The following is a 24501-nucleotide window of genomic DNA, read 5'->3' as shown; positions in this document are numbered from 1 at the left end:
GGGGCCCGCCGACCCGGCGGGCCGCCCGCGCCTCCGCGGCGAACCGGCGCCGGAACCCCGCGTCCCCGGCCGGCTCCCCGCGCACCACCCTCACCGCCACCGGCCGCCCGTCCCGCGAGCGGCCGAGGAACACCCGCCCCGTCCCGCCCAGCCTCCGTTCCAACCGGTACGGCCCGACCTGGCGTGGATCACCCGGCCGCAACGACGCCATCGAACGCACCCCACCCAAAGAACACGCGCGTTTGCCTGACTCGCCGAAATCATCCCAGCCGGCGGGCCGCCTGTGAACGGCGCCGGGTCCCCGCGTTCGGGCCGCGCGGGCATGGAGAGCCCCGCCGAGCGCGGCCACCGGCTCGCCGCCGCGGGCGACCTCTCCCGGGCGGCCGCCGAGCTGCGCGCCGCCTGCGACGACGGCTCGGCGAGCGTCGCCTCGTCCGGCCTGGCGGTGTACCGGGGCGACCTCGCCCGCGCCGGGCAGATCATGGCGGGCCTCGGCGGCGACCTGGTGCGGTCCCGGACCGCCGAGGTGGCCGTCGACCTGGCGTTCCACCACGCCCGAACCGGCGACGCGGGCACCGCCGGAAGGCTGCTGGACCTGCTGGAGGCCGCCGACCTGGGCCCTGCCGTACGCGCTGGAGCTCGGCGCCCGCGTTCTCGGATCGCTCGTCGACCCGGCCTCGGGCGGCGAGGTGGAGACGATCGTCGAGGCCGCCCGGCACCGCCTGCCCGAACTCGCCGCGCTCGACTGCCGCCTCCAGATCGCCTGCGAGCGGGACTCCGACCGGCACGAGGAGGCGGCCCGCCGGTCCGCGCGGCTGGCGGAGATCGGGGAATCCCGCCCGGCCGACGCCGCGGCCGGCCTCAGGGCAGGTGGCGGAAGACGCCGGAGGCCCTGCCGACCGTTCCGGTGGCCAGGAGCGGACCGCCGGGGACGGCCGCCAGCGAGGTCAGCCCGCCGCCGACGGGGGTCCTGGTCCAGCGGCCCGAGGCGTCGCGGTGGGCGAGGGCGGAGTCGTCCCCGTTGACGTCGGTGGAGCCGAGGAACCAGTGGCCTCCCCTGCCGTCGGGAACGGGCGCGGCGCGGTCGCCCATGCGGCCCGCCGTCGCGGAGGTGTCCTCGCCGCGCCAGCCCGCGCCGGTCCGGGAGAGCACGAACGACGACACCCCGGCCTCCCCGGTGATCCAGACGCCGGACGGGCCCGCGGTGACGGCGGTGAGCCGGGGGCCGTTCAGGCCCGTCGAGGGACCGCCGGACGGGCGGGAGCCCTTCGGCAGCGCCGGGGCGAGGTCGGTCGGGGTCCAGCCCTTGCCGTCGAAGTGGTGCACCCGCGGGGCCTCGGCGTCGAGGGCCCAGATGTCGGAGGCGGAGCGGGCGCTGGCCCGCGAGGCCTGGAAGGGGAGGGCCCGTTCCGACCAGGTGGCGCCGTCGTAGTGCCAGGCCCGGCGGTCGCCGAAGACCCACAGGTCGTCGTCGGCAGCGACGAGGCCGCCCATCCCGGCCGTTCCGGGCAGCCTCCTGACGACCGTCCAGGCGCGCCCGTCCCAGCGCAGGACGGAGGGACCGCCGTCGGTCCCGGCGAGCGCCCAGACACGGGAGGGCGAGGACGCGGCGACCGCCGTGATGTGGCCGCGCTCGACCGGCAGGTCGCTCCTCCTCCAGCGCGTGCCGTCCCAGCGGAAGGCCAGGGGGCGATGCGGGCCGTCGACCATGGGGACCCAGGCGCCGAGGCCCAGGACCTTCCAGCCGAAGGCCCAGGCCTCCCGCTCGCCGGTGGCGATGACCTTTCCGTCGGCGACCGACCCCTGGTCGAGCGTCAGTCTCCAGTGGACGTTGCCGTCGGCCCAGGGGGCGGCGCCCCAGAGCCCGAGGCCGGTGGCGGTGATGGCGGCGGCCGCGACCGCGGTCAGCTTCAGGAACATGATCACACCGTAGGAAGGACGCTGGAACGGCACATGAGTAGCCGTACTCAGATCGCCCCGTGGTCCGCTACTCATGGCCCGCCGGCGGCCGGGCGGTCACCCGCCCAGCGGGACGCGCCGCGCGCGCACCGTCCGGTGGCTGATCCGCCAGCCCCGGTCCACGCGCACGACGACGTCCTCGTAGGTCACGCTCGCGGTCGTGCCGTCGGCGTTGACGCCGATCCCCTTGGAACGGGCGCGCACCCGGCCGTCGGCCTGCTCGTCCAGGACGATGTTGGTGACGTGGTGCCCGACGGGGTTCAGCTCGCCCAGGGCGCGTCCCGCCTCGGCGCAGGCCGCGACCCCGCGCAGGGCCTCCTGCCCGAAGTCGGTGACGTCGTAGACGACGTCGATGGTGAACACCTCGTCCAGACGGCCCAGTTCCCCGGCGTCGCACAGGTGCCCGTGCATCGCGATCAGTTCGGTGATGACGGCGCGGTCTTCGCAGGTGAGGGGCATGCCGATCCTTCGTCCCGTCGGCGGGGAGAGAAAGTGGGGAACTCCCCGGTTCATGCTGCGCTACGGTAAGCGAGGAATTCCCCGTTTGGCAACCGGAAAGCGGACGATGAGGCGAACGGACCGGCCCGCGGACCCGCGGCCGCGCAGGGCGGACGCGGCCAGGAACGCCCGGCTGCTCCTGGCGGCGGCCCGGGAGCTCTTCGACGAGCGGGGCACCGACATCGTGCTGGACGAGGTGGCGCGCCGGGCGGGCGTCGGCAACGCCACGCTCTACCGCCATTTCCCCACCCGCCAGGACCTGATCGTGGCGGTCTACGCCGACGAGGTCGCCGCGCTCGGCGAGCGGGGGGCCGCCCTGCTCGGATCCGAGGAGGCGGGTGAGGCGCTGTTCGCCTGGCTGGACGGCTTCGTCGTCCACGTCGCCACCAAGCGCGCCCTGGCCCTGGCGGGGACCGAGGGCGACGACCGGCGCCGCTCCGAGCTGTTCGACCGGTGGCACGAGTCCATGCGCTCGACCGCGCGGAAGCTGCTCGACCGAGCCCGGGAGGCCGGCGCGGTCGGTTCCGGTCTCACCGTGGAGGACATGCTCGCCCTGGCGGGCGCGACCGCCGTCGCCGCCGGTGGTCCGGACGACGCCCGCCGTCTCCTGCGCGTCCTGTGGGACGGCTTCACGGGCGCGTAGCCGAAGGGCCCACCGGCATGGCCCGGAGGTGTCCCGGCCCCCGGGTCACCAGCCGAGGGAGGTCAGGACCAAGGCGGCGGTGCGGCGCATGCTCTCGCGGTCGTGGCCGGCGCGGGCCTGCACGGCGAACCCGTCGGTGAGGGTGGTGACCAGGCGGACCAGGTCGGTGGGCGTGCAGCCGGACGGCAGGTCGCCGACCTCCTCCAGGCGCCGGGCCAGGGCCAGGTCGCCGGCCCGGCGGCGGGCGGCGACCTCGCGGCGCACCGGCTCGGCGTCCGGGCCGCAGGCGTGCAGGCCGCCCACGCTCAGGCAGCCGCCCACCGCGCCCTCCCCGGCGACCAGCTCGATCGCGCCGTACACCATGCGCTCCACGATCTCGCGGGCGGTGGGCGCCTCCAGCGCCTCGGCCACGAAGGCCCCGGGACCGGCGAGGTAGCGGTCGAGCGCCCTGGCGAACAGCTCCTCCTTGTTGCCGAAGGCGGCGTAGAGGCTGGGCTTGTTGATGCCCATCGCCGCGGTCAGGTCGGCCAGCGAGGTCCCCTCGTACCCCTGCCGCCAGAACACCTCCAGCGCGCGATCGAGCGCGGCTTCCGCGTCGAACCCGCGGGGACGACCACCGGGCATGCTGTGACCTCCAATTTCATACCTATCGGTACATTACCCCTTGCCCCGGCGGCGATGTGCGGCTAAGTTCAATACCAATCGGTACAGAACTGGAGTGGGACACATGATCCGAGTAGGCGTGGCCGGGGCCGGCGGCTGGGCGGGGGCGTCGCATCTGCCCGCGTTGCGGCGGTTGCCGGAGTTCGAGGTGACGGCGGTGGCCACCACCCGCCGCGAGAGCGCCGAACGGGCGGCCGCCGCGCACGGCGTCCGGCACGCCTTCGCCGGCGTCGAGGCGATGGCCGCCCATCCCGAGGTGGACCTGGTCGTGGTGTCGGTCAAGGCGCCCGAGCACGCCAAGGCCATCCGGGCCGCGCTCGACGCGGGCAAGCACGTGCTGTCGGAGTGGCCGCTCGGCGCCGACACCCCCGAGGCCGAGGAGCTGGCCGCCGCCGCGGCGCAGGCGGGCGTGCTCAACGCCGTGGTCCTGCAGGGCCACCACCTGCCCGGCGCCCGCTTCGTGGCGGACCTGCTCGCCGAGGGCCGGATCGGCCGGGTCGAGTCGCTCGCGCTGGTCGCCTCCGGGGCCCCGCTCGGCGGCGGCCGCATTCCCGAGGGCATGGAGTGGAGCACCGACCCGGCCGGCGGCACCTCCCTTCTGACGATCATGGCCGGGCACTCGCTGGCGACCCTGGACCGCCTGGTGGCCCCGTTCACCGAGGTCTCGGCGCGGCTGCCGCGCCACCACGACCGGGTCGCCGTCGGCGACACCGGGCGGACCGTTCCCAACGGCGTCCCCGGGCAGGTGCTGCTGCACGGCCTGCTGGAGGGCGGCGCCTCGGCGTCGGTCACGGTCCACGGCGGCGGCGCACCGGCCCCCGACCCCTTCCACCTGCGGATCGTGGGGGAGCGCGGCACCCTCACCATCACCCCCGTCCAGCCCGGCATGTACCTCAACTGGGCCGACTGGGCCATCGACCTGTCGGGCGAGCCGCTGCCGGTGCCGGACGCCTACCGGACCGTCCCCGCCGACCTGCCCGCCGGACCGGTCGCCAGCGTCGCGGCCGTCTACGCCGAGGTCGCGCGGGCCGTCGCCGAGGACCGCCCCGCGCGTCCCGACTTCGCCACCGCCGCCCGCCACCACCGCCTGCTCACCGCCATCGAGGAGTCCGCCGCCGACGGCGGCGTCACCAAGGAGATCCCATGAACGTCCTGATCATCGGCGCCACCGGGTTCATCGGCTCGGCCGTCGCCGCCGCCCTGGCCGAGGCCGGGCACGACATCGCCGTGCTGCGGCGCCCCGGCAGCCGCGAGCTGCCCTACCGCTCAGTGCCCGGCGACCTGACCGACCCGGCCTCGCTGAAGCGGGCCGCCGCCGGGTTCGACCGGGTCGTGCACGTCGGGGCGCCGCTGGGCGAGGAACTCGACCTGGCCGGGGTGGACGCGCTGGTGGACGCCGGCAGCCCGCTCGTCTACACCACCGGCGCCGCCGTGCTCGGCGGCGGCACCGCGGACGAGGAGACCGAGCCCCGCCCGCACCCCTTCGTCTCCTGGCGGGCCGAGGTCGAACGCCGGGTCCGCGCGGCGGGCGGCCGGGTGGTCCGGCCCGGCATGGTGTACGGCGGGGACGGTGGCGGCGTCCCGGCCCTGCTGGCGGCCAAGGCCGCCGAGCGCGGCACCGGCGTCTACATCGGCGAGCCCGGCGTGCGCTGGCCGGTCGTGCACGTGGCGGACCTGGCCGCCCTGTACGTCGCGGTGGTCGAGCGCGCCGAGCCGGGCACGGTCTGGCACGGGACGGGCGAGACGGTCCGCCTCGACGAGGTCGCCCGGGCGCTCGGCGGCGGCACGGCGGTCTCGTGGCCGCTGGAGGAGGCGACCGCCGAGCTGGGCCCCATCGCCGGGCTGTTCGTCCTCGACCAGGACATCTCGTCGGACCGGACGCGGCGGCTCCTGGACTGGACGCCGGAGCACACCGCGATCGTCGACCACCTGAAGGCCGAACCGCCGGTCCCGGCCCGCTGACCACGTCCCCTCCGGCGCGACCCCACGGCCGCGCCGGAGGAACGCGCGGACGGTGGCGCGGCTCCGGTCGCAGCGGGTGCTCCGCGCGTCGCCCGCGCCGGGACGCGGACCCGCGGCCGGGGCTGGAAGACCGCAGGGGCGTTCCGGACCGCTGGGAAGGCGACGTCCGAGGGCCGTACGGCCTGCCTCCGCGGCGGCCCGGAGCGTCCCCGACGTCCTCGGCCCACCCGCTCAGACCTGGGCGCTGGCCGCCCACGACCAGCAGGAGCGGGTCAGGGAAGGCGTGATGAACGCGGTTCCTCTGCGCGGGCCTCTTTGAGCTGGGGCTACGGCAGGCGGAAGGCGGTCAGCACCGCGGCGTGGTCGGAGGTCCAGGTGTTGCCGGTGTGACCGGGGTAGGGGGCGGGTGTGCCCTCGACGACCGCGTTCGATGCCAGGACGGTCGCCGCTCCCTTGAAGTGCACGAAGTCGATGCGGTCCTGCGGTTCGGGCTCGCCCTTGTGGGAGTCGTGGCCATAGCCGCCGGTGAAGGTCTTGTAGACCGGAGACCAGGTCGCGCCGGGAGAGACGAGGGGGCGCGGTGGCCGACGATGGGCGTGCCGCCGTGCCACAGGTTGTAGGACAGCACCTTCAGCTCCGACACCAGCGGCGCTCCGGCCGCCTGGACGCGGACGCCGACCGAGGCGGTCGCCTTCAGCTCGGCGCTGTTGGCGGCCTCGATCCCGATCGTGGCGGTGCCGGACGCGGTGGGCGTGCCGCCGACCGTGCCGGTGGGGGAGACCGAGGCCCAGGCGGGGCCGGAGGTCTTGCGGAAGGTCAGGCCGGCGGTGTCACCGCGCACCAGCCCCTTGACGGTGGCGTCGTAGGAGCTGCCGACCTGGCCGTTGCGCAGGAAGAACGAGGCGGACGCCCAGCGCGTCGGCGCGGAGTCGGCCAGCTTCAGCCGCCGCGGCTGAGCCAGCCAGGTGTACCCGTCGTCGTGCAGGAAGTAGACATGTAGTCGCCCGGCGGCAGACCGGTGGTGGGCAGGGAGGCGGTGCCGCTGCCGTTGGGCGCGTAGACCCATTTGGTGGACGGTCCCACGTACTTCTCGTTGACCGGCCCGTTGCCGGGATCGCTGTAGAGCCCGATCCAGTTCTGGTCGTCGGGGCGCGGTGTGGAGTAGGACAGGGCGATCGGGTCGCCGACCGTCACGGTGGCGGAGGCCGGCGACAGCGTGCCGTCTGGTGCGGCGTGCACGGGACCGGCCCACGACAGCGCGGCCGCGAGGGCCATGGCCAGGCAGAGGAGTTGACGCACGACAACGGCTCCTTGGAGCGGGCGGACAAAACCCCCTCATCCTGGGAAGCCGCGATGTCCCCGGCGTGAACCCCCGCTGATCTTCCCGTGTCCCCCCGGCCGCGATCGCGCCATGATCCGGGACGGCAGGACGGGCGCGGGGACATCCGCGCCCGGCGGCCGCGACCGGCCCTGCCGGTCGTCCCGGCCGCCGCCCGGATGCGGCGGGAGGTCTCGGGGCCGCGCCGTCGTGTTCGTGCTCCGTGCGTCCCGGAGCATGAAGGCGCGGGTCGGGGCTACAGGCCCACGGAGCGGCCGATGATCTCTTTCATGATCTCGTTGGAGCCGGCCCAGATGCGGGTCACGCGGGCGTCCATCCAGGCGCGGGCCACCCGGTACTCGCGCATGTAGCCGTAGCCGCCGAACAGCTGCACGCAGCCGTCGATGATCTCGTTCTGGACGTCGGAGGTCCACCACTTGGCCTTGGAGGCGTCGGTGGTGTCGAGCTCCCCGGCCACGTGGGCGGCCAGGCACTGGTCGACGAACGCCTGCGCCACGTCGAGCTTGGTGACCAGCTCGGCGACCAGGAACTTGTTGTGCTGGAAGCGGCCGATCGGCTGGCCGAACGCCTGCCGCTCCTTCACGTAGGCGACGGTCTCCTCCAGGACTCCGCGGGCGTGGGCGACGTTGGCGATGGCGCAGGACAGGCGCTCCTGCGGCAGGCGCTCCATCATGTGGATGAACCCTCGGTCCACCTCGCCGAGGACGTGGGAGCCGGGGACGCGGACGTTCTCGAAGAACAGCTCGGAGGTGTCGGCCTCGGGCTGGCCGACCTTGTCGAGCTTGGTGCCCCGGGTGAAGCCGGGGGTGTCGGCCTCCACACCGAACAGCGTGATGCCCTTGGCGCCCCTGTCCGGGGCGGTCTTGGCGGCGACGATGACCAGGTCGGCGTGGCCGCCGTTGGTGATGAACGTCTTCGAGCCGTTGATCACCCAGTGGTCGCCGTCGCGGACGGCGGTGGTCTTCAGGCCCGCCAGGTCCGAGCCGCCGGACGGCTCGGTCATCCCGATCGCGGTGATCAGCTCACCGGTGCAGAAGCGCGGCAGCCACCTCTTCCGAGCCTCCTCGGTGGCCAGTTCGAGAAGGTAGGGGGCGCAGACGTCGATGTGGATGGCGACGATCGAGTTGTAGGCGGCGGCGACGCGGGCCAGCTCCTCGCCGATGACGGCGTTGAAGCGGAAGTCATCCGCGCCCTGGCCGCCGTACTCCTCGGGCACCTGCATGCCGAGGAGGCCCTGGCGGCCCGCCTCCAGCCACACCTCGCGCCGCAGCATGCGCTCGTCGCGGATGGTCTCGTCCAGCGGCAGCAGGGTGCGCTCGACGAACCCGCGCACGGACTCCCGGAACAGCTCGTGGTCCTGGTCGAAGACGGTGCGGCGCATGCTTCCTCCCGAACTCAAGTGACTAGCCGGTCACTTTACTGTCGGGTCAGGGGCCGCCCGCGCTCAGTCCCACCAGAACGACCACCAGTGCTTGCCCCGGATCTCCTCGGCGTACCCGGCGAGCGTGCCGGGCCCCTGGAACAGGATGTCGGGGCAGAACGCCCAGTGCTCGGCGGCCACCTGGAGCGCGTGCCGGATGGTGACCGGCGGCGCGGCCACGCTCAGCTCCAGGGTGTTGAAGCCGAGCCCGATCACGCGCGCCCCGAACCGGTCCTCCCAGCTGCGCACCACCGCCGACAGCGGCGCGGTCCACTCGTTGTGGTTGAGCGCGCCCTGCCAGCCGACGGCGGTCAGCGCGTCGGCGCCCCGGTCCACCGCGACCAGGCCGAGGGACAGGCCGCGCGCGGCGATGGCGCGGGCGTGCCGGTCGGCGACCGCGTCGGGGTCCTGCAACGCCGCGCCGCGCGGGGCGGGGCCGGGACACTGCCGCCCGAACGGGGCCAGGTCCTCGACCTCCTCGTCGCCCGCCTGCTCGGCCCAGTCGCTCCAGACCTCGGACATGAACGCGTGCGGCGCGTAGTTGTCGATCTCGCTGACGGGCTCGGGCGCGACCTGCCCGGCCGACCACGGCTGGTCGGACTCGTCCAGCAGCAGCGGCCACAACCCCGAGCGGGGGTGCTCGGCGCGCAGCCGCGCCCACAGATCGCCCGACACAGGCTCCTCGCTCACCCAGAACGCGGGGCGCAGCAGCAGTTGCCGCTGCGGGAAACCGGGGTCGGGCCAGACCACCTCGCCCGCCGGCAGCGGCACCGACAGCGTGCGGTGGGCGGACTCGCCCCCGAAGAGCTGCGGCAGGTCGCCCGGCAGTCCCGAGCGAAGGTCGAGGTCATCCATTTCACGCCGTTCCGGTACAGAGCATGCCAACACAGGATCTTGGCACTCCGGAGATGTTAACGGCGTCGGGACCGCGCGGGGGACGGGCCGCCCGGTTAGGTCGTCCCTCCCGGCCCGGTCCCGGGGGGCCGCGCGTTCGCCATCACGCCCCGGACCTGCGCTTCGATGGTCCGTCCCGGCCGCCGAGCCCCGGGACGGAACCGATCACGATCCGGTACCGGGCGCGGTCGCGCGGCGCGCGGGCAGCATCACGGCGGCCGTGCCGGAGACCGCGACGAACGCCAGGATCGCCAGCGCCGCCGCCGGGGACACCGCGGGCAGCGGCAGCCCGGTGACGCCCGCCGCGAACGCCAGCAGCGTCACCGTGGCGATCAGCGTGCCGACGGCCAGTCCGGTGCCGAGCACGACCAGCGCCTCCATCCGCACCATCGCCAGCACCTGCCGCCGGGTCGCGCCGATGTCGCGCAGCAGCCCGAACTCGCGGCGGCGCGCCCCGGTGGCCAGCGCCAGGGTGGTGACCAGGCCGATGACGACGAACCCGAGGATGGCGGCGACCACGACCCACGACATGAGGTTCTGCAGCCGCAGCTCCCGCGCGAGCGCGACGCCGAGCGCCTCCGGCTCCGCCACGCGGGCCCCGGGGTAGCGGGCGGCGACGGGCCGCAGGTCGGCGTCGCCCTTGACCAGGACGTGGTCGTCGAGCGGCGCGGTGACCGCCGAACGCGGCAGCAGCACGTCGCCGAAGCCGAGCCCCCGCTCGTAGAACGCCACCACGCGGGGCCGGATCCGCGTGCCGTCGGCCAGCCACAGGGTGACCGGGGAGCCGAGGCGGACGCCGCCGGCGACGTTCTCGCTGAGCGCCACGGTGCCGTCGGCGAGGTCGCCGAGCCGCCCCCGGGAGACCTTCGGGTCCAGGATGCGGGCGGCGTCGCCGGGGGTGACGCCCTGGCCGTGGAGGGAACGGAGCCGCCGCTCGCCCAGCTCGCGGACCGTCATGACCACGGTGGTGCGGGCGACCGCCGTCGCGGCCGTCACGCCGGGAACGGCGCGCACGGCGGCGGCGGCCTCGGGCGGAAGGCCGGGGCCGGTGGACACCAGCACCTGGTCGGCGCGGTTCCCGGCGGCGGCCTCGGCCGTGGTCGCGCGGGCGACGGTGGAGGAGGCGAACAGCTGCGTTCCGGCGAACGCCACCGCCAGCGCCACCGGCGTGAGCATCGACCCCGCGCGCAGGGCGGCGGCGGCCGCGTTGTGCTGCGCCAGCCGCCCCGGGACGGGGGACAGGACGCGGGCGAGCCGCCCCAGAACCCGGTTGCCGCGCTGGACGATCAGCGGTCCGAGCAGCGCCGTCGCCACCACCAGCGTGAGGACCAGCCCGCTGACCGACGCGGCCGCCGCCTGGCCGGAGACCGCGAATGACAGCCCCAGCGAGTTCAGCCCGAGGATCAGGAAGACCACCCCGGTCACGACCCGCCAGCGGGGCAGCGCGGCCGGTTCCAGCTCCGCCTCGCCGAGCGCCCACGCCGGGCGGATCCGGGAGACGCGCAGCGACGCCAGCAGCGAGGTGACGGCGGCGGCCAGCACGGTGACCAGGAGCGCCGCCAGCGCGGGCAGCACGCTCAGCGACAGCCGGTACCCGTCGGGCAGCACGTGCGCGGAGGCCATCACCGCGTGCAGCCCGGCCCCCGCGGCGAGCGACGACGCGCCGCCGACGACGCCGGCGGGCACCGCCGCAGTGAGGGCCTGCCGGACGATCCGCCCGCGCACCTGGCCGGGCGTCGCGCCGACCGCGCGCAGCAGCGCCAGCTCGCGGGCGCGTTCCCGGACCGACAGCGCGACCAGCCCGCCGACCACCAGCAGCGCGATCATGACGGCGACGCCGCCGAGCGACGCCGACAGCTCGATCATGTCGGGGCGGGCGGCGGCGACCGCGAGGTTCTCGGCGTCGCCGCGGTCGGCCCCGGTGGCGACCCGCAGCCCCGGAACGGCCCGACGCAGCGCGTCCGCGTCGGCGTCGCCGAGCACGGCCAGCGCGTCGGCGTGACCGGGACGCCCGCCCAGCGCCTCGGCCGTGGCGGAGGCGAAGTAGGCGGCCGGGGGGCCGGCGACCAGCCCCGTCACCCGGAACGGCCGCGGCGCCCCGGTGGTCTGGAGCCGCACCGCGTCGCCGACCCGCGCCCCCGACGCCGCGTCCAGCGTCACCTCGCCGGGCGCCCGCGGGGCCCGCCCCTGCCGGAGCGGGAACGGCCCCAGCGCCGCCGACTCCCAGCCGTGCCCCCGCATCGCCCGCCCGGCCTCCGACACCACGGGGAACGACACGTCCGCGACCACCGCCCGCACCCCGGGAACGCCCCGCAGCCTCTCGGCGAGCGCGACCGGAACGCGTCCCGGCTCCGTCAACGGGCGGCTCTGCACCTCGGGAGCGTCGCCGAGCGGCTTGATGCGTTCCTGGACCCGGTGGGGCGCGGTGACCACGGCGGACGCCGCCCCGTAGCGCTCCACCGGCGCGTGGGCCCGCAGCGCCGACTCCAGCAGCACCCCGCACGACCCGACCAGCACCGCCGCGAACAGCAACGCCGCGAACACACCCCACATGCTCCCCGCGGCACCGCGCCCCTTCGGCTTCCTCATGGTGTTCCCCGATCGCCTGCGGGGCGCCGTGGGGGCGCCGCCTTCCCTCGTCGCGGGCTCCTCGGTCCAGGCAGCGCCGCGCCCCTCCGGCTTCCTCGCTGTGCCTCCCGGTCGCCTCCGGGGCGCCGTGGAGGCGCCGCCTTCCCTCGTCGCGGGCTCCTCGGTCCAGGCGGCACCCCGCCCCTTCGGCTTCCTCACAGGGCCTCCCAACGGTTCATGACGGCCGCGACCGTCGGGGAGACCAGCTCGTCCACGATGCGCCCGGCGTCCAGGAACACCACCGAGTCGGCCCAGGCGGCGGCCACCGGGTCGTGGGTCACCAGCACCACCGTCTGCCCGGTCAGGTCCGCCGCCTCGCGCAGCAGCCGCAGTACCTCGCGCGCGGTACGGGGGTCCAGCGCGCCGGTCGGCTCGTCGGCGAACACCACCTCCGGGCGCGTGACCAGCGCGCGGGCCACGGCGGCGCGCTGCTGCTGCCCGCCCGACAGCTCGGCGGGCCGGTGCCGCAACCGGTCGGCGAGCCCGACGCGGGTCACCACCTCGCGCAGCCACGCGCGGTCGACCTCCGCGCCGCCCAGCCGCAGCGGCAGCGTGATGTTCTCCTCGACGTCCATCGACGGGACCAGGTTGAACGCCTGGAACACGAACCCCACGCGCTCGCGCCGCAGCCGCGTCCGCTTCGCCTCACCGAGCTCCCCGAGGTCCACGCCGCCGATCCGCACCGTCCCCGCGTCGGGCCGGTCCAGCCCGGACGCGCACTGCAGGAACGTGCTCTTGCCCGACCCCGACGGCCCCATCACCGCGGTGAACGCACCGCGCGGAAACGCCCACGACACCCCGTCCAGCGCCTTCACGTCCCCATAGGTCCTGCTCACCGACTCCAGCCGCACCGCGTCCGCGGTGGCCTTGGCCGTCATTGTCATCGTCTGCTTCACCTGGTCGAAGCTAGGTTCCGGGAGGGGGCGGGCACATCGGGGCGATCTCCCGAAAGGGTGGTGTAGCCAGCTCCACCACCGGACCGGGGGCGGGCCCGGATGCGTACCGGCCGGGCGCCCCGTAACGTTCTTCCCGACATGAGACCGACTCTCCACCACGTCCGCGACGCGACGGTGTACCTGATCCTGGGACTGCGCACCGCGCTGCCCGCGCTGCTCGGCATGTGCCTGCTGCCCTACGCGCTCTTCCTGCTGGTGGTGCTGGTGGTCCTGCTGCCGTGGCTGCCGTTCCTGGTCCGCCCGATGCGGACCCTGGCCAACGCCGAGCGCCGCCGCGCCGGACGGGCGCTCGGCCGGGAGATCCCCGAGCCCTATCCCGAGCTGCGGGGAACCTCCGTCGAGCGGTCGGTGGCCCTGCTGCGTTCGGCCTCCACCTGGCGGGACGCGGCGTGGATGGCCGTGCACGGGGTGACGGGCCTCACGATGGGGGTGCTGGCGATCGCGCTGGTGCCGGGCATCCTGTTCGCGCTGTCGACGCCGCTGTGGTGGTGGGCCGCGCCGGAGGGGTCGGTGTCGGCGTTCGTGGCCCTGGACAGCTGGCCGAAGGCGCTGACGCTGCCGCTCGCGCAGGCGGGCCTGAACACCGCGATACTGGTCTGGTTCATCCCCCGCTGCGCGCACTGGCAGGCCCGGCTCGCCGAGGTGCTGCTGCGCCCCACCCGCCGCATCAGCCTCAGCGAACGCGTCGAGCAGCTCACCGAGACCCGAGCCGAGGCCCTGGAGGCGCACGGCGCGGAGCTGCGCCGCATCGAACGCGACCTGCACGACGGCACCCAGGCCCAGCTGGTCGCCGTCGCGCTGCGCCTCGGCCTGGCCGACCGCCGCTTCGACGCCGACCCGGCGGCGGCCCGGACCCTGTTCCTGGAGGCCCGCGAGGGCGTGGAGGACGCGCTGGCGCAGCTCCGCTCGGTGATCCGCGGGATCTACCCGCCGATCCTGTCGGACCGGGGGCTGGGCGGCGCGGTCCGCGCGCTGGCGGCGGCCCAGCCGATCCCGGTCACGCTGGACCTGCCGGACGCCGACCCGCGCGCCCCCGCCGCCGTCGAGGCCGCCGCCTACTTCGTCGTCGCCGAGTCGCTGACCAACATCGCCAAGCACAGCGGCGCCTCGCACGCCTGGATCTCGGTCCGCCGCGACGGGCCCGTGCTGCGCCTGACGGCCCGCGACGACGGCAAGGGCGGCGCGGACCCCGCGCGCGGCAGCGGCCTGGCCGGCATCCGCCGCCGCGTCGCCGCCCTCGACGGCACCACCAGCCTGGACAGCCCTGATGGGGAAGGAACGACGCTCACCGTGGAGCTGCCGTGCGGATCGTGATCGCCGAGGACAACGCCCTGCTGCGCGAGGGCCTGTCCCTCCTGCTGTCGACCGAGGGCCACGAGGTCGTGGCCGCGCCCGACAACGGCCCCGACGTGCTGCCCGCGCTGCTGGAGCACCGGCCCGACGCCGCCGTGCTGGACGTGCGCCTGCCGCCCGGCTTCCGCGACGAGGGGCTGCGCGCGGCGATCGAGGCCCGCAGGGAACTGCCCGGCCTGCCGATCCTGGTGCTGTCGCAGTACGTGGAGGAGACCTACGCCGCCGAGCTGCTCGCGGGCGGCGCCGAGGGCGTGGGCTACCTGCTGAAGGACCGGGTGAGCCGCGTCGACCAGTTCCTGGACGCGCTGCACCGGGTGGCGACCGGCGGCACCGCGCTGGACCCCGAGGTCGTCTCCCAGCTGATGACCGCGCGCAGCGACCCGCTGGCCGCCCTGACCCCGCGCGAACGCGAGGTGCTGTCGCTGATGGCGCAGGGCCTGGACAACGCCACCATCGCCGCGTCGCTGGTCATCACCGAACGCTCGGTCAGCAAGCACATCGGCTCGATCTTCGCCAAGCTCGGCCTGCCGCCCAGCGACAGCGGCCACCGCCGGGTGCTGGCGGTGCTCGCCTACCTCAACTCCTAGGCTGTATTTCAAAAGCCCTGGCCTACGGCGCTCGCCCGGGGGCTCGCACCTCACCAGGTCTTGGCGAGCGCGGCATCGCTGCGCGATCTGACCGGCGGGCCCTCGCCTTCGGCGTCGGGCCCGCCGGTCAGGTCACGCGCTCGCGTGCGTGGCTGAGGCCCCTTGGAACACGTTCTAGCTCGGCCTCGAACCCGGGGCCGCGTGCGGGGTCATGCCGTCCAGCAGGTAGGCCAGGCCCCGGGCGAACACCTCGTCCCAGTCATGGCCGCTGGTGTGGCCGTGCTCGGCGAGGCTGGGGTAGCGGTCGCGCCGTTCGCGCAGCATCGCGTCGACGGTGTCGCGCAGGTCGTCGCCGGTTCCCGCCTGCATCAGCGTCGAGCCGATGACGTAGTGGGACAGCGCGTAGGCGGTCGCCACCAGGTGCGGGCCGGTGAAGCCCGCGCCGGCCAGGGTCGCGTACAGGAACTCGGTGCGGGCCAGCACGTTCGGGCCGAGCAGGGGGCGGCCCAGCAGCGCCGCCGACCAGGGGTGGCGCAGCATCGCCGCGCGCCAGCCGCCCAGCATGGCGGTCGCGTCGGCGCGCCAGTCGCCGGTGCGCCCGGGGATCGGGACGTCGCCGAAGATCTCGTCCAGCGCCAGGTCCAGCACGTCGTCCTTGGTCCTCACGTGCCAGTACAGCGTTGTGGAGCCGGTGCCCAGGCGCTCGGCCAGTCGGCGCATCGTCAGCCGGTCCGGGCCCTCCTCGTCCAGCAGCGCCACCGCCTCGGCGGTGATCCGCTCGACGGACAGGGGCGGGTTCTCGCGCCGGGGACGGGGTTCCCGGAGCCACACGCTGTCGGTCATGCGGTCACCCTAGTACGTTGGACGGGTACCGGATCGCTGATCCAGTTGGTCGAACACTGTGCGAGGAGGGTGTCATGGGGCACGTCGAGGTGCGCGGGCTGACCCATGTGCTGCCCGACGGGCGCCCGCTGCTACGCGAGGTGTCGTTCCGGGTGGGGGAGGGGGCCAAGGCCGCCCTGGTCGGTCCCAACGGCGCGGGGAAGACGACCCTGCTCGACCTGATCGCGGGCGACCTGGCGCCCGCCGGGGGAACGGTGACCGGCTCGGGCGGTCTCGGGGTGATGCGGCAGTTCGTCGGCGGCCGGACCGTCCACGACCTGCTGCTGTCGGTCGCGCCGCGACGGGCGCGCCGCGCCGCCGCCGCGCTGGCGGAGGCCGAGGCCGCCCTCGGCGACGACGAGGCGTCCCAGCTGGCCTACGCGGAGGCGATCAACGAGTACACCGACGCGGGCGGCTACGACCTGGAGGTCGTCTGGGACACCTGCGCCACCGTCGCGCTCGGCCTGCCGTTCGACCGGGTCCGGGACCGGCCCGTCGCCACGCTGTCGGGCGGCGAGCGCAAACGCCTCGTCCTGGAGGCGCTGCTGCGCGGCCCCGACGAGGTCCTGCTGCTGGACGAGCCCGACAACTACCTCGACGTCCCCGGCAAGGAGTGGCTCGCCGAACGCCTGGCCGCCACCCCCAAGACCGTCCTGCTGGTCTCCCACGACCGCTGGCTGCTCAACGAGGTCGCCGACCGGATCGTCACCGTCGAGTCCGGCGACGTGTGGGTCCACGGCGGTCGCTTCGCGACCTACGCCGAGGCCCGCCGCGACCGCGCCGAACGCCTCCACGAGCGGAAACGCCGCTGGGACGAGGAGCACGCCCGCCTCCGGCGGCTCGTGCACACCCTCCGCCAGCGCGCGGCCCACAACGACGCGCTCGCCTCCTCCTACCAGGCCGCCCGCACCCGCCTGCGGCGCTTCGAGGAGGCCGGGCCGCCGCGCGCCGCGCCCAAGGAGCAGAACGTCCGCATGCGGCTGCGCGGCGGCCGCACCGGCAAGCGCGCCCTGGTCTGCGAACGGCTCGGGCTGACCGGCCTGATGCGCCCGTTCGACCTGGAGGTCCGCTACGGCGAACGCGTCGCGGTCCTCGGCTCCAACGGGTCGGGCAAGTCCGCGTTCCTGCGCCTGCTGGCGGGTGAGGACGTCCCGCACACCGGCGAGGCCCGGCTCGGCGCGCGCGTCGTGCCCGGCCACTTCGTGCAGACCCACGCCCGCCCCGACCTGCACGGCCGCGCCCTCGCCGACATCGTCACGACCGAGCACGCCCTGACCCGCAACGACGCGATGGCGGCGCTGGCCCGCTACGAGCTGGCGCCCGCCGGGGCCCGCCCGTTCGAGACGCTGTCGGGCGGCCAGCAGGCCCGGTTGCAGATCCTGCTGCTGGAACTGTCGGGCGCGACCCTGCTGCTCCTCGACGAACCCACCGACAACCTCGACCTGGCCAGCGCCGACGCCCTCCAGGAGGGGCTGGCCGGGTTCGCGGGCACCGTGCTGGCCGTCACCCACGACCGGTGGTTCGCCGCCGACTTCGACCGGTATCTGGTTTTCGGCGCCGACGGCACGGTCCGCGAGTCCCCCGAGCCGGTCTGGCGGGAAAAACGGCCCCGGCCTCCCCTGTCCAGGGAAAGCCCGCTGGTCTAGCCTTTGCGCAACACAACGGGCGGCAGGGCGAAGGGAATTCCCGCATGAACAGAACCGAACTCGTCGAGGCCGTCGCGGCCCGTGCCGGAAGCGACCCCGCGGCCGCGCGCCGCCATGTGGACGCCGTCTTCGAGGCCATCATGGAGAGCGTCGCGTCCGGTGACCGCGTGCTGGTGACGGGCTTCGGCACGTTCGACCGCGTGGCCCGCCCGGCCCGCACCGCCCGCAACCCGCGCACCGGCCTGCCGGTCGAGGTGCCCGCCGGCGACGCGCCGCGGTTCCGCATCGGCCAGACGTTCAAGAACCGCGTCGCGCGGGGCGCGGACCCGGCGGTCGAGGAAATCGCCGAGCAGGCTCCCGCCGAACCGGCCGCCGAGAAGACGAAGAAGCCGAAGAAGAAAAAGAAGACCGACACCAAGAAATCCGGCGCCAAGAAGACGGACGCCAAGCAGGCCGACGCCAAAAAGTCCGACAAGAAGGCGAAGAAGCCCGCCAAGGCCAAGGCCGGCAAGGGGAGCTGACGCCGCGCCGGCCTCAGTTGCGGCCGAACTCGCGCCGCAGGGCGCCCATGACCCGCCGGAGGACGGCGCGCCCGGCCGCCGCGACGTGCGAGGGGCGGAACCCCACCGCCTCCGACACCCTCCACCGGCCGGTCTCGCGCGGCCTGCCCTCGTCCAGCTCCAGCAGGTGGTCGGCGGCGGCGCGCAGCACGGGGGAGTGGGAGGCGACCAGCACGGTGCGGGTCCGCGCCAGCCGCGTCAGCGACGTCGCGAACTCCGCCTCGGCGTTGATGTTCAGATCGGCGGTCGGCTCGTCCAGGAGCAGGACCGGCGCGTCCGTCAGCACGGCCCTGGCCAGCGCCACGCGCTGGACGTCGATGTCCGACAGGAGCACGCCGCCCTCGCCGACCCGCAGGTCGGGACTCAGGTACAGGCCCGCCGTCCGCATCGCCGCGACGGTCTCCCGGCGGCCGGCGTCCGGGACGGGCAGCGCGACGTTGTCGGCGATCGTGCCGGGGAACAGGTGCGGGCGCCGCCCGACCCAGGCGTGCCGGACGGCGGGGACGACATGGCCCTCGGCCGGGGCGACCCGCCCGGCGGCGACCGCCAGCAGGGTGGTCTTGCCGCTGCCGGGAGGCCCGGCCACGACCGTCAGCGCGCCCGGCCGGGCGAACAGCGAGACGCCCTGGAGGGCGGGGCGGTCCCCGCCCGGATGGCGCACGGTCACCCCGTCCAGGACGACCGCGCCGCCCGGACCGTCGGCCGCCGCCCTCATCTCGTCCGCCGAACGGGAGACGGCGGCGAACCGGCGGGACGGCTGGAAGTACAGCGGCGTGGCCAGCAGCACGAACAGCCCGTCACGCAGGTCCATCTCGGACTGGAATCCCAGCGTCGGCAGGACCGGCGACAGCACCAGCGTCAGCGTCACGCAGACCGCCGCCGCCACGACGGCCATCGCGGTCGCGGCCCCGGCGCGGGAGGGGCGCAGCAGGACCGGCGGCGCGGCCGCCAGCAGCACGATCCCCATCACCGGGCTGACCGGCAGGACCGCCGCCAGCACCACCAGCATCCCCGGCACGACCGCCAGCCGCGCGGGCAGGTAGCGGTGCAGGTACGGCTCGACCCGCCCGGCCTCCTCGACGAGCCGGGCCGACGCCGCCCCGGACCGTTCCCCGCGGCCCGGCGCCTCCCCGACCAGCCGCCTGCCCAGGTCGCGCGCGGCCCGCCGCGCTCCCACGGCGGCCAGGCGCGACCGGACGCGGGCGGCGACGACGCGGACCAGCGTGCCCAGCGCCAGCAGCCCCACCCCCCACCGCGCGGTCGCCGGGGACACGTCGTCCGCCAGCACGTGCCGGAGGACGTCGGCGATCCCGTACACCTGCACGAGCGCGCCGGCCAGACCCACCGCGGCCGCCCCGGCGGCGGCCGCGGCCCAGCGGCGGTGCGGACGCGCCAGATCGTCCGGGTGCGTCGTCGGCAGGAGTTCGGTGTCGGCCATCGCTACCTCCGCCTCTCCCGTTGCCCGTCGGCCGTTCTCCACGGTGCGTCACATCGCCATCGCACTGTGTTGCTACCCGGGGTGCGGATCTTGAAGCCCGGCGCCGGTATGACCGGGCGGTGATAACCCGCGCCGAGGCCGGTATTTGATCGACATAGGGCGCGGGGGCGAGCCTGGGGGGATGGCAGTGCACAGCGGATTTCCCGGTGACGAACTCACCGACGAGGAACTGGACGTCGCCTACAACGTGCGGCGCAAGGCGGGCCCCGAGCTCTTCGCCCGGCACATGGAGCGCTACCGCGCCGAGTCCGGCAAGGCGGTGGCGGGCCTGCCCGGAACGCCCGGCGTCGTCTACGACGAGGCGAGCGGCGAGCGCCTCGACGTGTGGGGGACCGGCGACGGGCCGCGGCCGGTGTTCCTGTTCGTCCACGGGGGCTACTGGATGGCGCTGTCCCGCCACGAGTCGGCGTTCATGGCGCGGATGCTGCACGAGCAGGGGATCGCGACCGTCGTCCCCGACTACACGCTGGCGCCGAAGGCGACCCTGGAGGAGATCGTCCGCCAGGTGCGCGCGGCGGTCGCCTGGGTGCACCGGCACGGCCGCGACCACGGCCTGGACCCCGACCGGATCGTGGTGGGCGGCAGCTCGGCGGGCGGCCACCTGACCGGCATGACGATGGTCGGCGGCTGGCAGGCCGGGCTGGGCCTGCCCGCCGACGTCGTCAAGGCCGCGATGCCCGTCAGCGGCCTGTTCGACCTGCGGCCCCTCACCCGGGTCTACGTGAACAAGACCGTCGGGCTGGACCTGGACCGCGCGGCGGCGCTCAGCCCGCTGCTGCTGCCCGCCGGACGCCGCTGCCCGGCGGTGGTCGCCGTCGCCGAGCACGACGGCGCGGGCTTCCTGGACCAGACCCGGCGCTTCGGGGACCACTGGGGCGGGGGCGCGCCGTTCGTGGTGCCGGGCCGCGACCACTTCGACGTCGTCCTCGACTGGACCGACCCCGGCACCGCGATGAGCCGCGCCCTGCTCGACCTGATCCGGTCCGTCTGACCGGGCTCAGGCCGCCCCGGCGCGGGTGACCATGGACGCCTGCTCGCGCAGGTGGTCCAGCATCAGCTGCGCCGACGGGGTCAGCGGCCGCTGGTCGGGCAGGGTCACCCCCACCTGGCGGCGCACCGGGTCCAGCGGCACCGGCAGCGGCGCGATCTGCTCGTCGGTGCGGGCCACCAGCTCCGGCAGCGCCGCGATCATGTCGGTGTCCTGGACCAGGGTGCGCACGGTCAGGATCGAGGTGCACTCCACCAGGTCGGTCGGCAGCCGCAGCCCCGCGGCGCGGAACACCTGCTCCAGCTCCCGCCGCAGCGCGGTCTGCTCCAGCGGCAGCACCCAGGGGTAGGCCAGCAGGTCGGCCAGTTCCAGGTCGGCCCGGTCGCGCGCCGGGTGGCCCTTGCGCGCCACCAGCCGCACCGGCTCGCTGTAGAGGGTGATCTGCCGCAGCCCGCGCATGTCGTCGATCGGGTTGAGACGGCCCAGGATCAGGTCGATCTCGCCGTCCAGCAGGCGGGGGACCTGCGCGTCGAACGTCGCCTCCTGCACGATCACGGTGATGCCCGGCCGGTCCTGCTTGAGCGCGGCGATGGCGCGCGGCAGCAGCACGTTCGACCCGGCCAGCAGCGTCCCGATGGTGACGGTGCCGACCTCGGCGTCGGCCAGCCCGGTGATGCGCTCCCCGGCGCGCCGCAGCTCGGCCAGCACCGCCCGCGCGTGCTCGACGAACGCCTCCCCGAACAGCGTCGGCGTCACCCCGCGCGGCCCGCGCGTGAACAGCTCCACGCCCAGGATGTGCTCGACCTCCCGCAGGCTGCGCGTCACGGCGGGCTGGGCCAGGTGCAGGTGCTCGGCGGCGCGCAGCACGCTGCCCTGGTCGGCGATGGCGACCACCAGCACCAGGTGCCGCAGCTTCAGCCGTCCGTTGAGCAGATCGATCGCGCGCATGGCGACTTCCTATCACGGAACGGTCATATCCGCCGCCGTCCGGCGACGAATCGATCATGGCTCGCGGCCGGGGAGCGCCCGACCGGAGCTGGTATCCCCATTCTGCTATATCAACCTTGGTGAATGGTATTTGTCAGGCATAGCATCGCGCGCCATCATCGCAGGTGTGTCCCCCACCATCGCGACGGAAGGAACGCCATGAAGGCCGCGCACTACGTCGGCGGAGGCTTCCGGACGGACGGCGCCGCCTTCGCCCTGGTCGATCCGGTCGACGGCCGCCGGGTCGGTGACGTTCCCGAGGCCACCCGCCAGATCGTCGACGAGGCGGTGCGCGCCGCCCGCGCCGCGCTGGAGGACGGCTGGGGCCGCACCGGCGCGACCGAGCGCGCCGCCGCGCTGCGCCGGATCGCCGACGGCATCCAGGCCCGCTTCGACGAGTTCGTGGACGCCGAGGTCGCCGACACCGGCAAGCCCCGCGAACTGGCCGCCACCGTCGACATCCCCCGGGCGATCGGCAACTTCCGCGCCTACGCCGACCTGCTGTACGGCCGCCCCGAGCGCGCCTACACCACCGACGTCCCCGGCTGGAGCGCCACCCCCGGCGCGGGCACCGGCCAGGCCCTCAACTACTCGGTGCGCCGCCCGCTCGGCGTCGTCGCGATCATCTCCCCGTGGAACCTGCCGCTGCTGCTGCTCACCTGGAAGGTCGCCCCCGCGCTGGCCGCCGGGAACGCCGTGGTCGCCAAGCCCTCGGAGGAGACCCCCTCCACCGCCACCCTGCTCGCCTCGGTCATCGACCAGGCCGGGCTGCCCGACGGCGTGTTCAACCTGGTCCACGGGCACGGCACCGACGCCGCCGGGGAGTGGCTGACCCGGCACCCGGGCGTGGACGCCATCGCGTTCACCGGCGAGTCGGCCACCGGCGCGGCCATCATGCGCAACGCCGCCGACCACATCACCCCGGTCTCGTTCGAGCTGGGCGGCAAGAACCCGGCGCTGATCTTCGCCGACGCCGACTTCGACGCCGCCCTCGACGGCACCGTGCGCTCCTGCTTCACCCACTCCGGCCAGATCTGCCTGTGCACCGAGCGCGTCTACGTCGAACGCCCGGTCTTCGAGGAGTTCGTCGCGGCGCTGGGGGAGCGGGCCCGCGCGCTGGAGGGCTACGGCCCCATGATCTCGGCGCAGCACCGCGACAAGGTGCTGTCGTACTACCGGCTCGCCGTCGAGGAGGGCGCGACGGTCGTGGCGGGCGGCGGCGTCCCCACGTTCGGCGACGACCGCGACAACGGCTTCTACGTCGAGCCCACCGTGCTCACCGGGTTGCCGGAGACCGCGCGCCTGGTCCGCGAGGAGGTGTTCGGGCCGGTCTGCCACGTCGCGCCGTTCGACACCGAGGACGAGGCGCTCCGGCTCGCCAACGACAGCCCCTACGGCCTGGCCGCGACCGTGTGGACCCGCGACCTGTCGCGCGCCCACCGTGTCGCGCCCCGCGTCGAGACCGGCATCGTGTGGGTGAACTGCTGGAACCTGCGGGACCTGCGGACCCCGTTCGGCGGGGTGAAGGCTTCCGGGATCGGCCGGGAGGGCGGAGAGTACTCCCTGGACTTCTTCTCCGAGCCCGTCAACGTCTGCATCCAGATCTGAGAGCGAACCCTTGACCGAGACCACCGTTTCCCCGATCGACCAGGCGGCCGACCGCATCCTGGACGCCTACGCCACCGGCGTGCCGTGCGACCCCGTCCGCGACCTGGTCACCTCGACCGACGCCGCCTACGCCGTCCAGGACCGGCTGACCGGGCACTGGCTGGCGCAGGGCCGCCGCCTGGTCGGCCGCAAGATCGGCCTGACGTCGGCCGCCGTGCAGCGGCAGCTCGGCGTGGACAGCCCCGACTTCGGGATGCTGTTCGCCGACATGGCCGTGCCCGACGGCGCGGAGATCCCCGCCGGGGCCGTGCTCCAGGCCAAGGCCGAGGCCGAGGTCGCCCTCGTGCTGGAGCACGACCTGACCCACGAGCGCCACACCGTCGCCGACCTGGTCCGCGCGGTCGCGTTCGTCCTGCCCGCCATCGAGGTCGTCGGCAGCCGCATCCGCGACTGGGACATCACCCTCGCCGACACCGTCGCCGACAACGCCTCCTGCGGCATGTACGTCCTCGGCAACCGGCCCGCCCGGCTGTCCGACGTGGACCTGCGGCTGTGCGGCATGGTCGTGGAACGGCGCGGCGAGCAGCTGTCCACCGGCACCGGCGCGGCCTGCCTCGGCCACCCCCTCAACGCCGCGCTGTGGCTCGCCGACACCCTCGTCAAGGTCGGCCGCCCCCTGCGCGCGGGCGACACCGTCCTGACCGGGGCGCTCGGCCCCATGGTCCCCGCCGTGCCCGGCGACGTGCTGGAGGCCCGCATCGACGGGCTCGGCGACGTGCGCGTGGCGTTCGCCAAGGAGGAAGCGTGAGCACCGGCGACCGGAACGTGGCCGACACCACCGGGCCCGACGTCAAGGCCCTGGCCGACGCCCTGGAACGGGCCGCCGCCGACCGCACGGCCATCCCGAAGCTGACCGACACCGTCGCGTTCGACGTGCCGACCGCCTACGAGGTGCAGCGCGAGGGCATCGCGCGGCGGATCGCCGCCGGGGAACGCCCCGCCGGGGTCAAGATGGGCTTCACCAGCCGCGCCAAGATGGTCCAGATGGGCGTCGACGACGTCATCTGGGGCCTGCTCACCGACGGGATGCTCGTGGAGTCGGTGGTGGACACCGCCGCGCTCATCCACCCGCGCGTCGAACCGGAGATCGCCTTCCTGGTCGGCGCGGAGATCCGCGACCCCGCCGAGGCGGCCACCGCCGTCGCCGGGGTCGCGGTCGGGTTCGAGGTGCTGGACTCCCGCTACGCCGACTTCCGGTTCACGCTGCCCGACGTGATCGCCGACAACGCCTCGGCCGCCGCGTTCGGGTTCGGCACCTGGCATCCGCCGCGTGGGCTGGCCAACCTCGGCATCGTCATGGAGATCGACGGCCGGGTCGCGCAGACCGGCTCGTCGGCGGCGATCCTCGGCGACCCCTACCGGTCGCTGCG

The 24501-nt window shown here is 74.9% G+C and carries 23 protein-coding genes and 1 pseudogene; 11 read left to right on the top strand and 13 right to left on the bottom strand.

Annotated elements, in window-relative coordinates; genetic code table 11:
- The 3 genes and pseudogenes from AKI01S_RS51280 to AKI01S_RS38880 form a co-directional block, all read right to left on the bottom strand.
- Window positions 1-211: pseudogene (locus tag AKI01S_RS51280) on the bottom strand (WD40 repeat domain-containing serine/threonine protein kinase); the annotation flags it as partial.
- A 650-nt stretch (window positions 212-861) separates the two neighbouring features.
- Window positions 862-1920, bottom strand: a complete 1059-nt coding sequence (locus AKI01S_RS38885) for a hypothetical protein (RefSeq protein ID WP_157420477.1) — start codon at window positions 1918-1920, stop codon at window positions 862-864.
- Between the two features lie 96 nt (window positions 1921-2016).
- A complete protein-coding gene (locus tag AKI01S_RS38880; RefSeq protein ID WP_067829961.1) occupies window positions 2017-2418 on the bottom strand; it encodes a nuclear transport factor 2 family protein in 402 nt (133 codons plus the stop codon).
- Between the two features lie 106 nt (window positions 2419-2524).
- Between AKI01S_RS38880 and AKI01S_RS38875 the strand changes: the two genes are divergently transcribed.
- Window positions 2525-3100: a TetR/AcrR family transcriptional regulator gene (locus AKI01S_RS38875; RefSeq protein WP_067829958.1), complete on the top strand. Its 576-nt coding sequence runs from the start codon at window positions 2525-2527 to the stop codon at window positions 3098-3100.
- A gap of 45 nt (window positions 3101-3145) precedes the next feature.
- On the opposite strand, the gene AKI01S_RS38870 is transcribed toward AKI01S_RS38875, so the two are convergent.
- Window positions 3146-3724 (bottom strand): TetR/AcrR family transcriptional regulator, encoded by a 579-nt coding sequence (locus tag AKI01S_RS38870; RefSeq protein ID WP_067829955.1) that lies wholly within the window; start codon window positions 3722-3724, stop codon window positions 3146-3148.
- Between the two features lie 103 nt (window positions 3725-3827).
- On the opposite strand from AKI01S_RS38870, the gene AKI01S_RS38865 reads away from it, so the two are divergent.
- Entirely contained in the window at window positions 3828-4910 is a 1083-nt protein-coding gene (locus AKI01S_RS38865; protein ID WP_084000675.1) for a Gfo/Idh/MocA family protein, read from the top strand.
- Window positions 4907-5725 carry an NAD-dependent epimerase/dehydratase family protein gene (locus AKI01S_RS38860; protein WP_067829952.1) on the top strand — a complete coding sequence of 273 codons (819 nt, stop codon included), beginning with the start codon at window positions 4907-4909 and terminating at the stop codon, window positions 5723-5725. The genes AKI01S_RS38865 and AKI01S_RS38860 overlap by 4 nt, the downstream gene beginning before the upstream one ends.
- A 326-nt stretch (window positions 5726-6051) precedes the next feature.
- Here the strand turns inward: AKI01S_RS38860 and AKI01S_RS38855 are convergent, their stop codons facing one another.
- The 6 genes from AKI01S_RS38855 to AKI01S_RS38830 all read right to left on the bottom strand — a co-directional run bounded on the left by AKI01S_RS38855 (window position 6052) and on the right by AKI01S_RS38830 (window position 12884).
- Window positions 6052-6336: a hypothetical protein gene (locus tag AKI01S_RS38855; RefSeq protein WP_067829949.1), complete on the bottom strand. Its 285-nt coding sequence runs from the start codon at window positions 6334-6336 to the stop codon at window positions 6052-6054.
- Between the two features lie 328 nt (window positions 6337-6664).
- Window positions 6665-7024: a hypothetical protein gene (locus tag AKI01S_RS38850; RefSeq protein WP_157420476.1), complete on the bottom strand. Its 360-nt coding sequence runs from the start codon at window positions 7022-7024 to the stop codon at window positions 6665-6667.
- A 275-nt stretch (window positions 7025-7299) separates the two neighbouring features.
- The gene (locus AKI01S_RS38845) at window positions 7300-8445 is read right to left on the bottom strand and encodes an acyl-CoA dehydrogenase family protein (RefSeq protein ID WP_067829942.1); all 1146 of its coding nucleotides are present in this window, start codon (window positions 8443-8445) and stop codon (window positions 7300-7302) included.
- Between the two features lie 63 nt (window positions 8446-8508).
- Window positions 8509-9339: a DUF4253 domain-containing protein gene (locus tag AKI01S_RS38840; protein ID WP_067829939.1), complete on the bottom strand. Its 831-nt coding sequence runs from the start codon at window positions 9337-9339 to the stop codon at window positions 8509-8511.
- 204 nt (window positions 9340-9543) lie between these two features.
- Window positions 9544-11967, bottom strand: coding sequence for an FtsX-like permease family protein (locus AKI01S_RS38835; protein WP_067829936.1), 2424 nt, complete (start codon window positions 11965-11967; stop codon window positions 9544-9546).
- A 194-nt stretch (window positions 11968-12161) separates the two neighbouring features.
- Complete coding sequence (locus AKI01S_RS38830) at window positions 12162-12884, bottom strand: ABC transporter ATP-binding protein (RefSeq protein WP_157420478.1); 723 nt, start codon at window positions 12882-12884, stop codon at window positions 12162-12164.
- Between the two features lie 156 nt (window positions 12885-13040).
- Between AKI01S_RS38830 and AKI01S_RS38825 the strand changes: the two genes are divergently transcribed.
- Together AKI01S_RS38825 and AKI01S_RS38820 are read left to right on the top strand one after the other, a co-directional pair.
- Complete coding sequence (locus tag AKI01S_RS38825; protein WP_067829933.1) at window positions 13041-14276, top strand: sensor histidine kinase; 1236 nt, start codon at window positions 13041-13043, stop codon at window positions 14274-14276.
- On the top strand, window positions 14264-14902 hold the full coding sequence (locus AKI01S_RS38820; RefSeq protein WP_067829931.1) for a LuxR C-terminal-related transcriptional regulator: 639 nt from the start codon (window positions 14264-14266) through the stop codon (window positions 14900-14902). The genes AKI01S_RS38825 and AKI01S_RS38820 overlap by 13 nt, the downstream gene beginning before the upstream one ends.
- Before the next feature lie 174 nt (window positions 14903-15076).
- Here AKI01S_RS38820 and AKI01S_RS38815 read toward each other — a convergent pair whose 3' ends face one another.
- A complete protein-coding gene (locus AKI01S_RS38815) occupies window positions 15077-15745 on the bottom strand; it encodes a TetR/AcrR family transcriptional regulator (protein ID WP_067829928.1) in 669 nt (222 codons plus the stop codon).
- A 74-nt stretch (window positions 15746-15819) separates the two neighbouring features.
- Here AKI01S_RS38815 and AKI01S_RS38810 point away from each other — a divergent pair, with 74 nt between their 5' ends.
- Together AKI01S_RS38810 and AKI01S_RS53930 are read left to right on the top strand one after the other, a co-directional pair.
- Window positions 15820-17430 (top strand): ABC-F family ATP-binding cassette domain-containing protein, encoded by a 1611-nt coding sequence (locus AKI01S_RS38810; RefSeq protein WP_067829926.1) that lies wholly within the window; start codon window positions 15820-15822, stop codon window positions 17428-17430.
- 44 nt (window positions 17431-17474) lie between these two features.
- Window positions 17475-17951, top strand: a complete 477-nt coding sequence (locus tag AKI01S_RS53930; RefSeq protein WP_067829924.1) for an HU family DNA-binding protein — start codon at window positions 17475-17477, stop codon at window positions 17949-17951.
- A gap of 13 nt (window positions 17952-17964) precedes the next feature.
- On the opposite strand, the gene AKI01S_RS38800 is transcribed toward AKI01S_RS53930, so the two are convergent.
- Complete coding sequence (locus AKI01S_RS38800; RefSeq protein WP_067829921.1) at window positions 17965-19428, bottom strand: ATP-binding cassette domain-containing protein; 1464 nt, start codon at window positions 19426-19428, stop codon at window positions 17965-17967.
- 181 nt (window positions 19429-19609) lie between these two features.
- Here AKI01S_RS38800 and AKI01S_RS38795 point away from each other — a divergent pair, with 181 nt between their 5' ends.
- A complete protein-coding gene (locus AKI01S_RS38795; RefSeq protein WP_067829919.1) occupies window positions 19610-20479 on the top strand; it encodes an alpha/beta hydrolase in 870 nt (289 codons plus the stop codon).
- Between the two features lie 6 nt (window positions 20480-20485).
- Here AKI01S_RS38795 and AKI01S_RS38790 read toward each other — a convergent pair whose 3' ends face one another.
- Complete coding sequence (locus AKI01S_RS38790; RefSeq protein ID WP_067829916.1) at window positions 20486-21424, bottom strand: LysR substrate-binding domain-containing protein; 939 nt, start codon at window positions 21422-21424, stop codon at window positions 20486-20488.
- 198 nt (window positions 21425-21622) lie between these two features.
- Between AKI01S_RS38790 and AKI01S_RS38785 the strand changes: the two genes are divergently transcribed.
- The 3 genes from AKI01S_RS38785 to AKI01S_RS38775 all read left to right on the top strand — a co-directional run.
- Complete coding sequence (locus AKI01S_RS38785) at window positions 21623-23071, top strand: 2-hydroxymuconic semialdehyde dehydrogenase (protein ID WP_067829911.1); 1449 nt, start codon at window positions 21623-21625, stop codon at window positions 23069-23071.
- A gap of 10 nt (window positions 23072-23081) precedes the next feature.
- A complete protein-coding gene (locus tag AKI01S_RS38780; RefSeq protein ID WP_067829908.1) occupies window positions 23082-23879 on the top strand; it encodes a 2-keto-4-pentenoate hydratase in 798 nt (265 codons plus the stop codon).
- Window positions 23876-24501: 2-keto-4-pentenoate hydratase (locus AKI01S_RS38775; RefSeq protein WP_067829903.1), on the top strand; the 626-nt coding region annotated here is incomplete at its 3' end. The genes AKI01S_RS38780 and AKI01S_RS38775, both read left to right, overlap by 4 nt.

Origin of the sequence: Actinomadura kijaniata NBRC 14229, assembly GCF_001552175.1 — a bacterium.
Classification (GTDB): Bacteria; Actinomycetota; Actinomycetes; order Streptosporangiales; family Streptosporangiaceae; genus Spirillospora; species Spirillospora kijaniata.
The sequence above is the reverse complement of the archived record's forward strand: the minus strand, read 5'-3'. Positions and strand labels throughout refer to the sequence as shown.

What these genes read in the sequence shown, in the direction of transcription:
- AKI01S_RS38885 (WP_157420477.1), bottom strand. Translation starts at nt 1,920, where the DNA reads ATGTTCCTGAAGCTGACCGCGGTCGCGGCCGCCGCCATCACCGCCACC.
- AKI01S_RS38880 (WP_067829961.1), bottom strand. Translation starts at nt 2,418, where the DNA reads ATGCCCCTCACCTGCGAAGACCGCGCCGTCATCACCGAACTGATCGCG.
- AKI01S_RS38875 (WP_067829958.1), top strand. Translation starts at nt 2,525, where the DNA reads ATGAGGCGAACGGACCGGCCCGCGGACCCGCGGCCGCGCAGGGCGGAC.
- AKI01S_RS38870 (WP_067829955.1), bottom strand. Translation starts at nt 3,724, where the DNA reads ATGCCCGGTGGTCGTCCCCGCGGGTTCGACGCGGAAGCCGCGCTCGAT.
- AKI01S_RS38865 (WP_084000675.1), top strand. Translation starts at nt 3,828, where the DNA reads ATGATCCGAGTAGGCGTGGCCGGGGCCGGCGGCTGGGCGGGGGCGTCG.
- AKI01S_RS38860 (WP_067829952.1), top strand. Translation starts at nt 4,907, where the DNA reads ATGAACGTCCTGATCATCGGCGCCACCGGGTTCATCGGCTCGGCCGTC.
- AKI01S_RS38845 (WP_067829942.1), bottom strand. Translation starts at nt 8,445, where the DNA reads ATGCGCCGCACCGTCTTCGACCAGGACCACGAGCTGTTCCGGGAGTCC.
- AKI01S_RS38840 (WP_067829939.1), bottom strand. Translation starts at nt 9,339, where the DNA reads ATGGATGACCTCGACCTTCGCTCGGGACTGCCGGGCGACCTGCCGCAG.
- AKI01S_RS38835 (WP_067829936.1), bottom strand. Translation starts at nt 11,967, where the DNA reads ATGAGGAAGCCGAAGGGGCGCGGTGCCGCGGGGAGCATGTGGGGTGTG.
- AKI01S_RS38830 (WP_157420478.1), bottom strand. Translation starts at nt 12,884, where the DNA reads ATGACGGCCAAGGCCACCGCGGACGCGGTGCGGCTGGAGTCGGTGAGC.
- AKI01S_RS38825 (WP_067829933.1), top strand. Translation starts at nt 13,041, where the DNA reads ATGAGACCGACTCTCCACCACGTCCGCGACGCGACGGTGTACCTGATC.
- AKI01S_RS38815 (WP_067829928.1), bottom strand. Translation starts at nt 15,745, where the DNA reads ATGACCGACAGCGTGTGGCTCCGGGAACCCCGTCCCCGGCGCGAGAAC.
- AKI01S_RS38810 (WP_067829926.1), top strand. Translation starts at nt 15,820, where the DNA reads ATGGGGCACGTCGAGGTGCGCGGGCTGACCCATGTGCTGCCCGACGGG.
- AKI01S_RS53930 (WP_067829924.1), top strand. Translation starts at nt 17,475, where the DNA reads ATGAACAGAACCGAACTCGTCGAGGCCGTCGCGGCCCGTGCCGGAAGC.
- AKI01S_RS38800 (WP_067829921.1), bottom strand. Translation starts at nt 19,428, where the DNA reads ATGGCCGACACCGAACTCCTGCCGACGACGCACCCGGACGATCTGGCG.
- AKI01S_RS38795 (WP_067829919.1), top strand. Translation starts at nt 19,610, where the DNA reads ATGGCAGTGCACAGCGGATTTCCCGGTGACGAACTCACCGACGAGGAA.
- AKI01S_RS38790 (WP_067829916.1), bottom strand. Translation starts at nt 21,424, where the DNA reads ATGCGCGCGATCGATCTGCTCAACGGACGGCTGAAGCTGCGGCACCTG.
- AKI01S_RS38785 (WP_067829911.1), top strand. Translation starts at nt 21,623, where the DNA reads ATGAAGGCCGCGCACTACGTCGGCGGAGGCTTCCGGACGGACGGCGCC.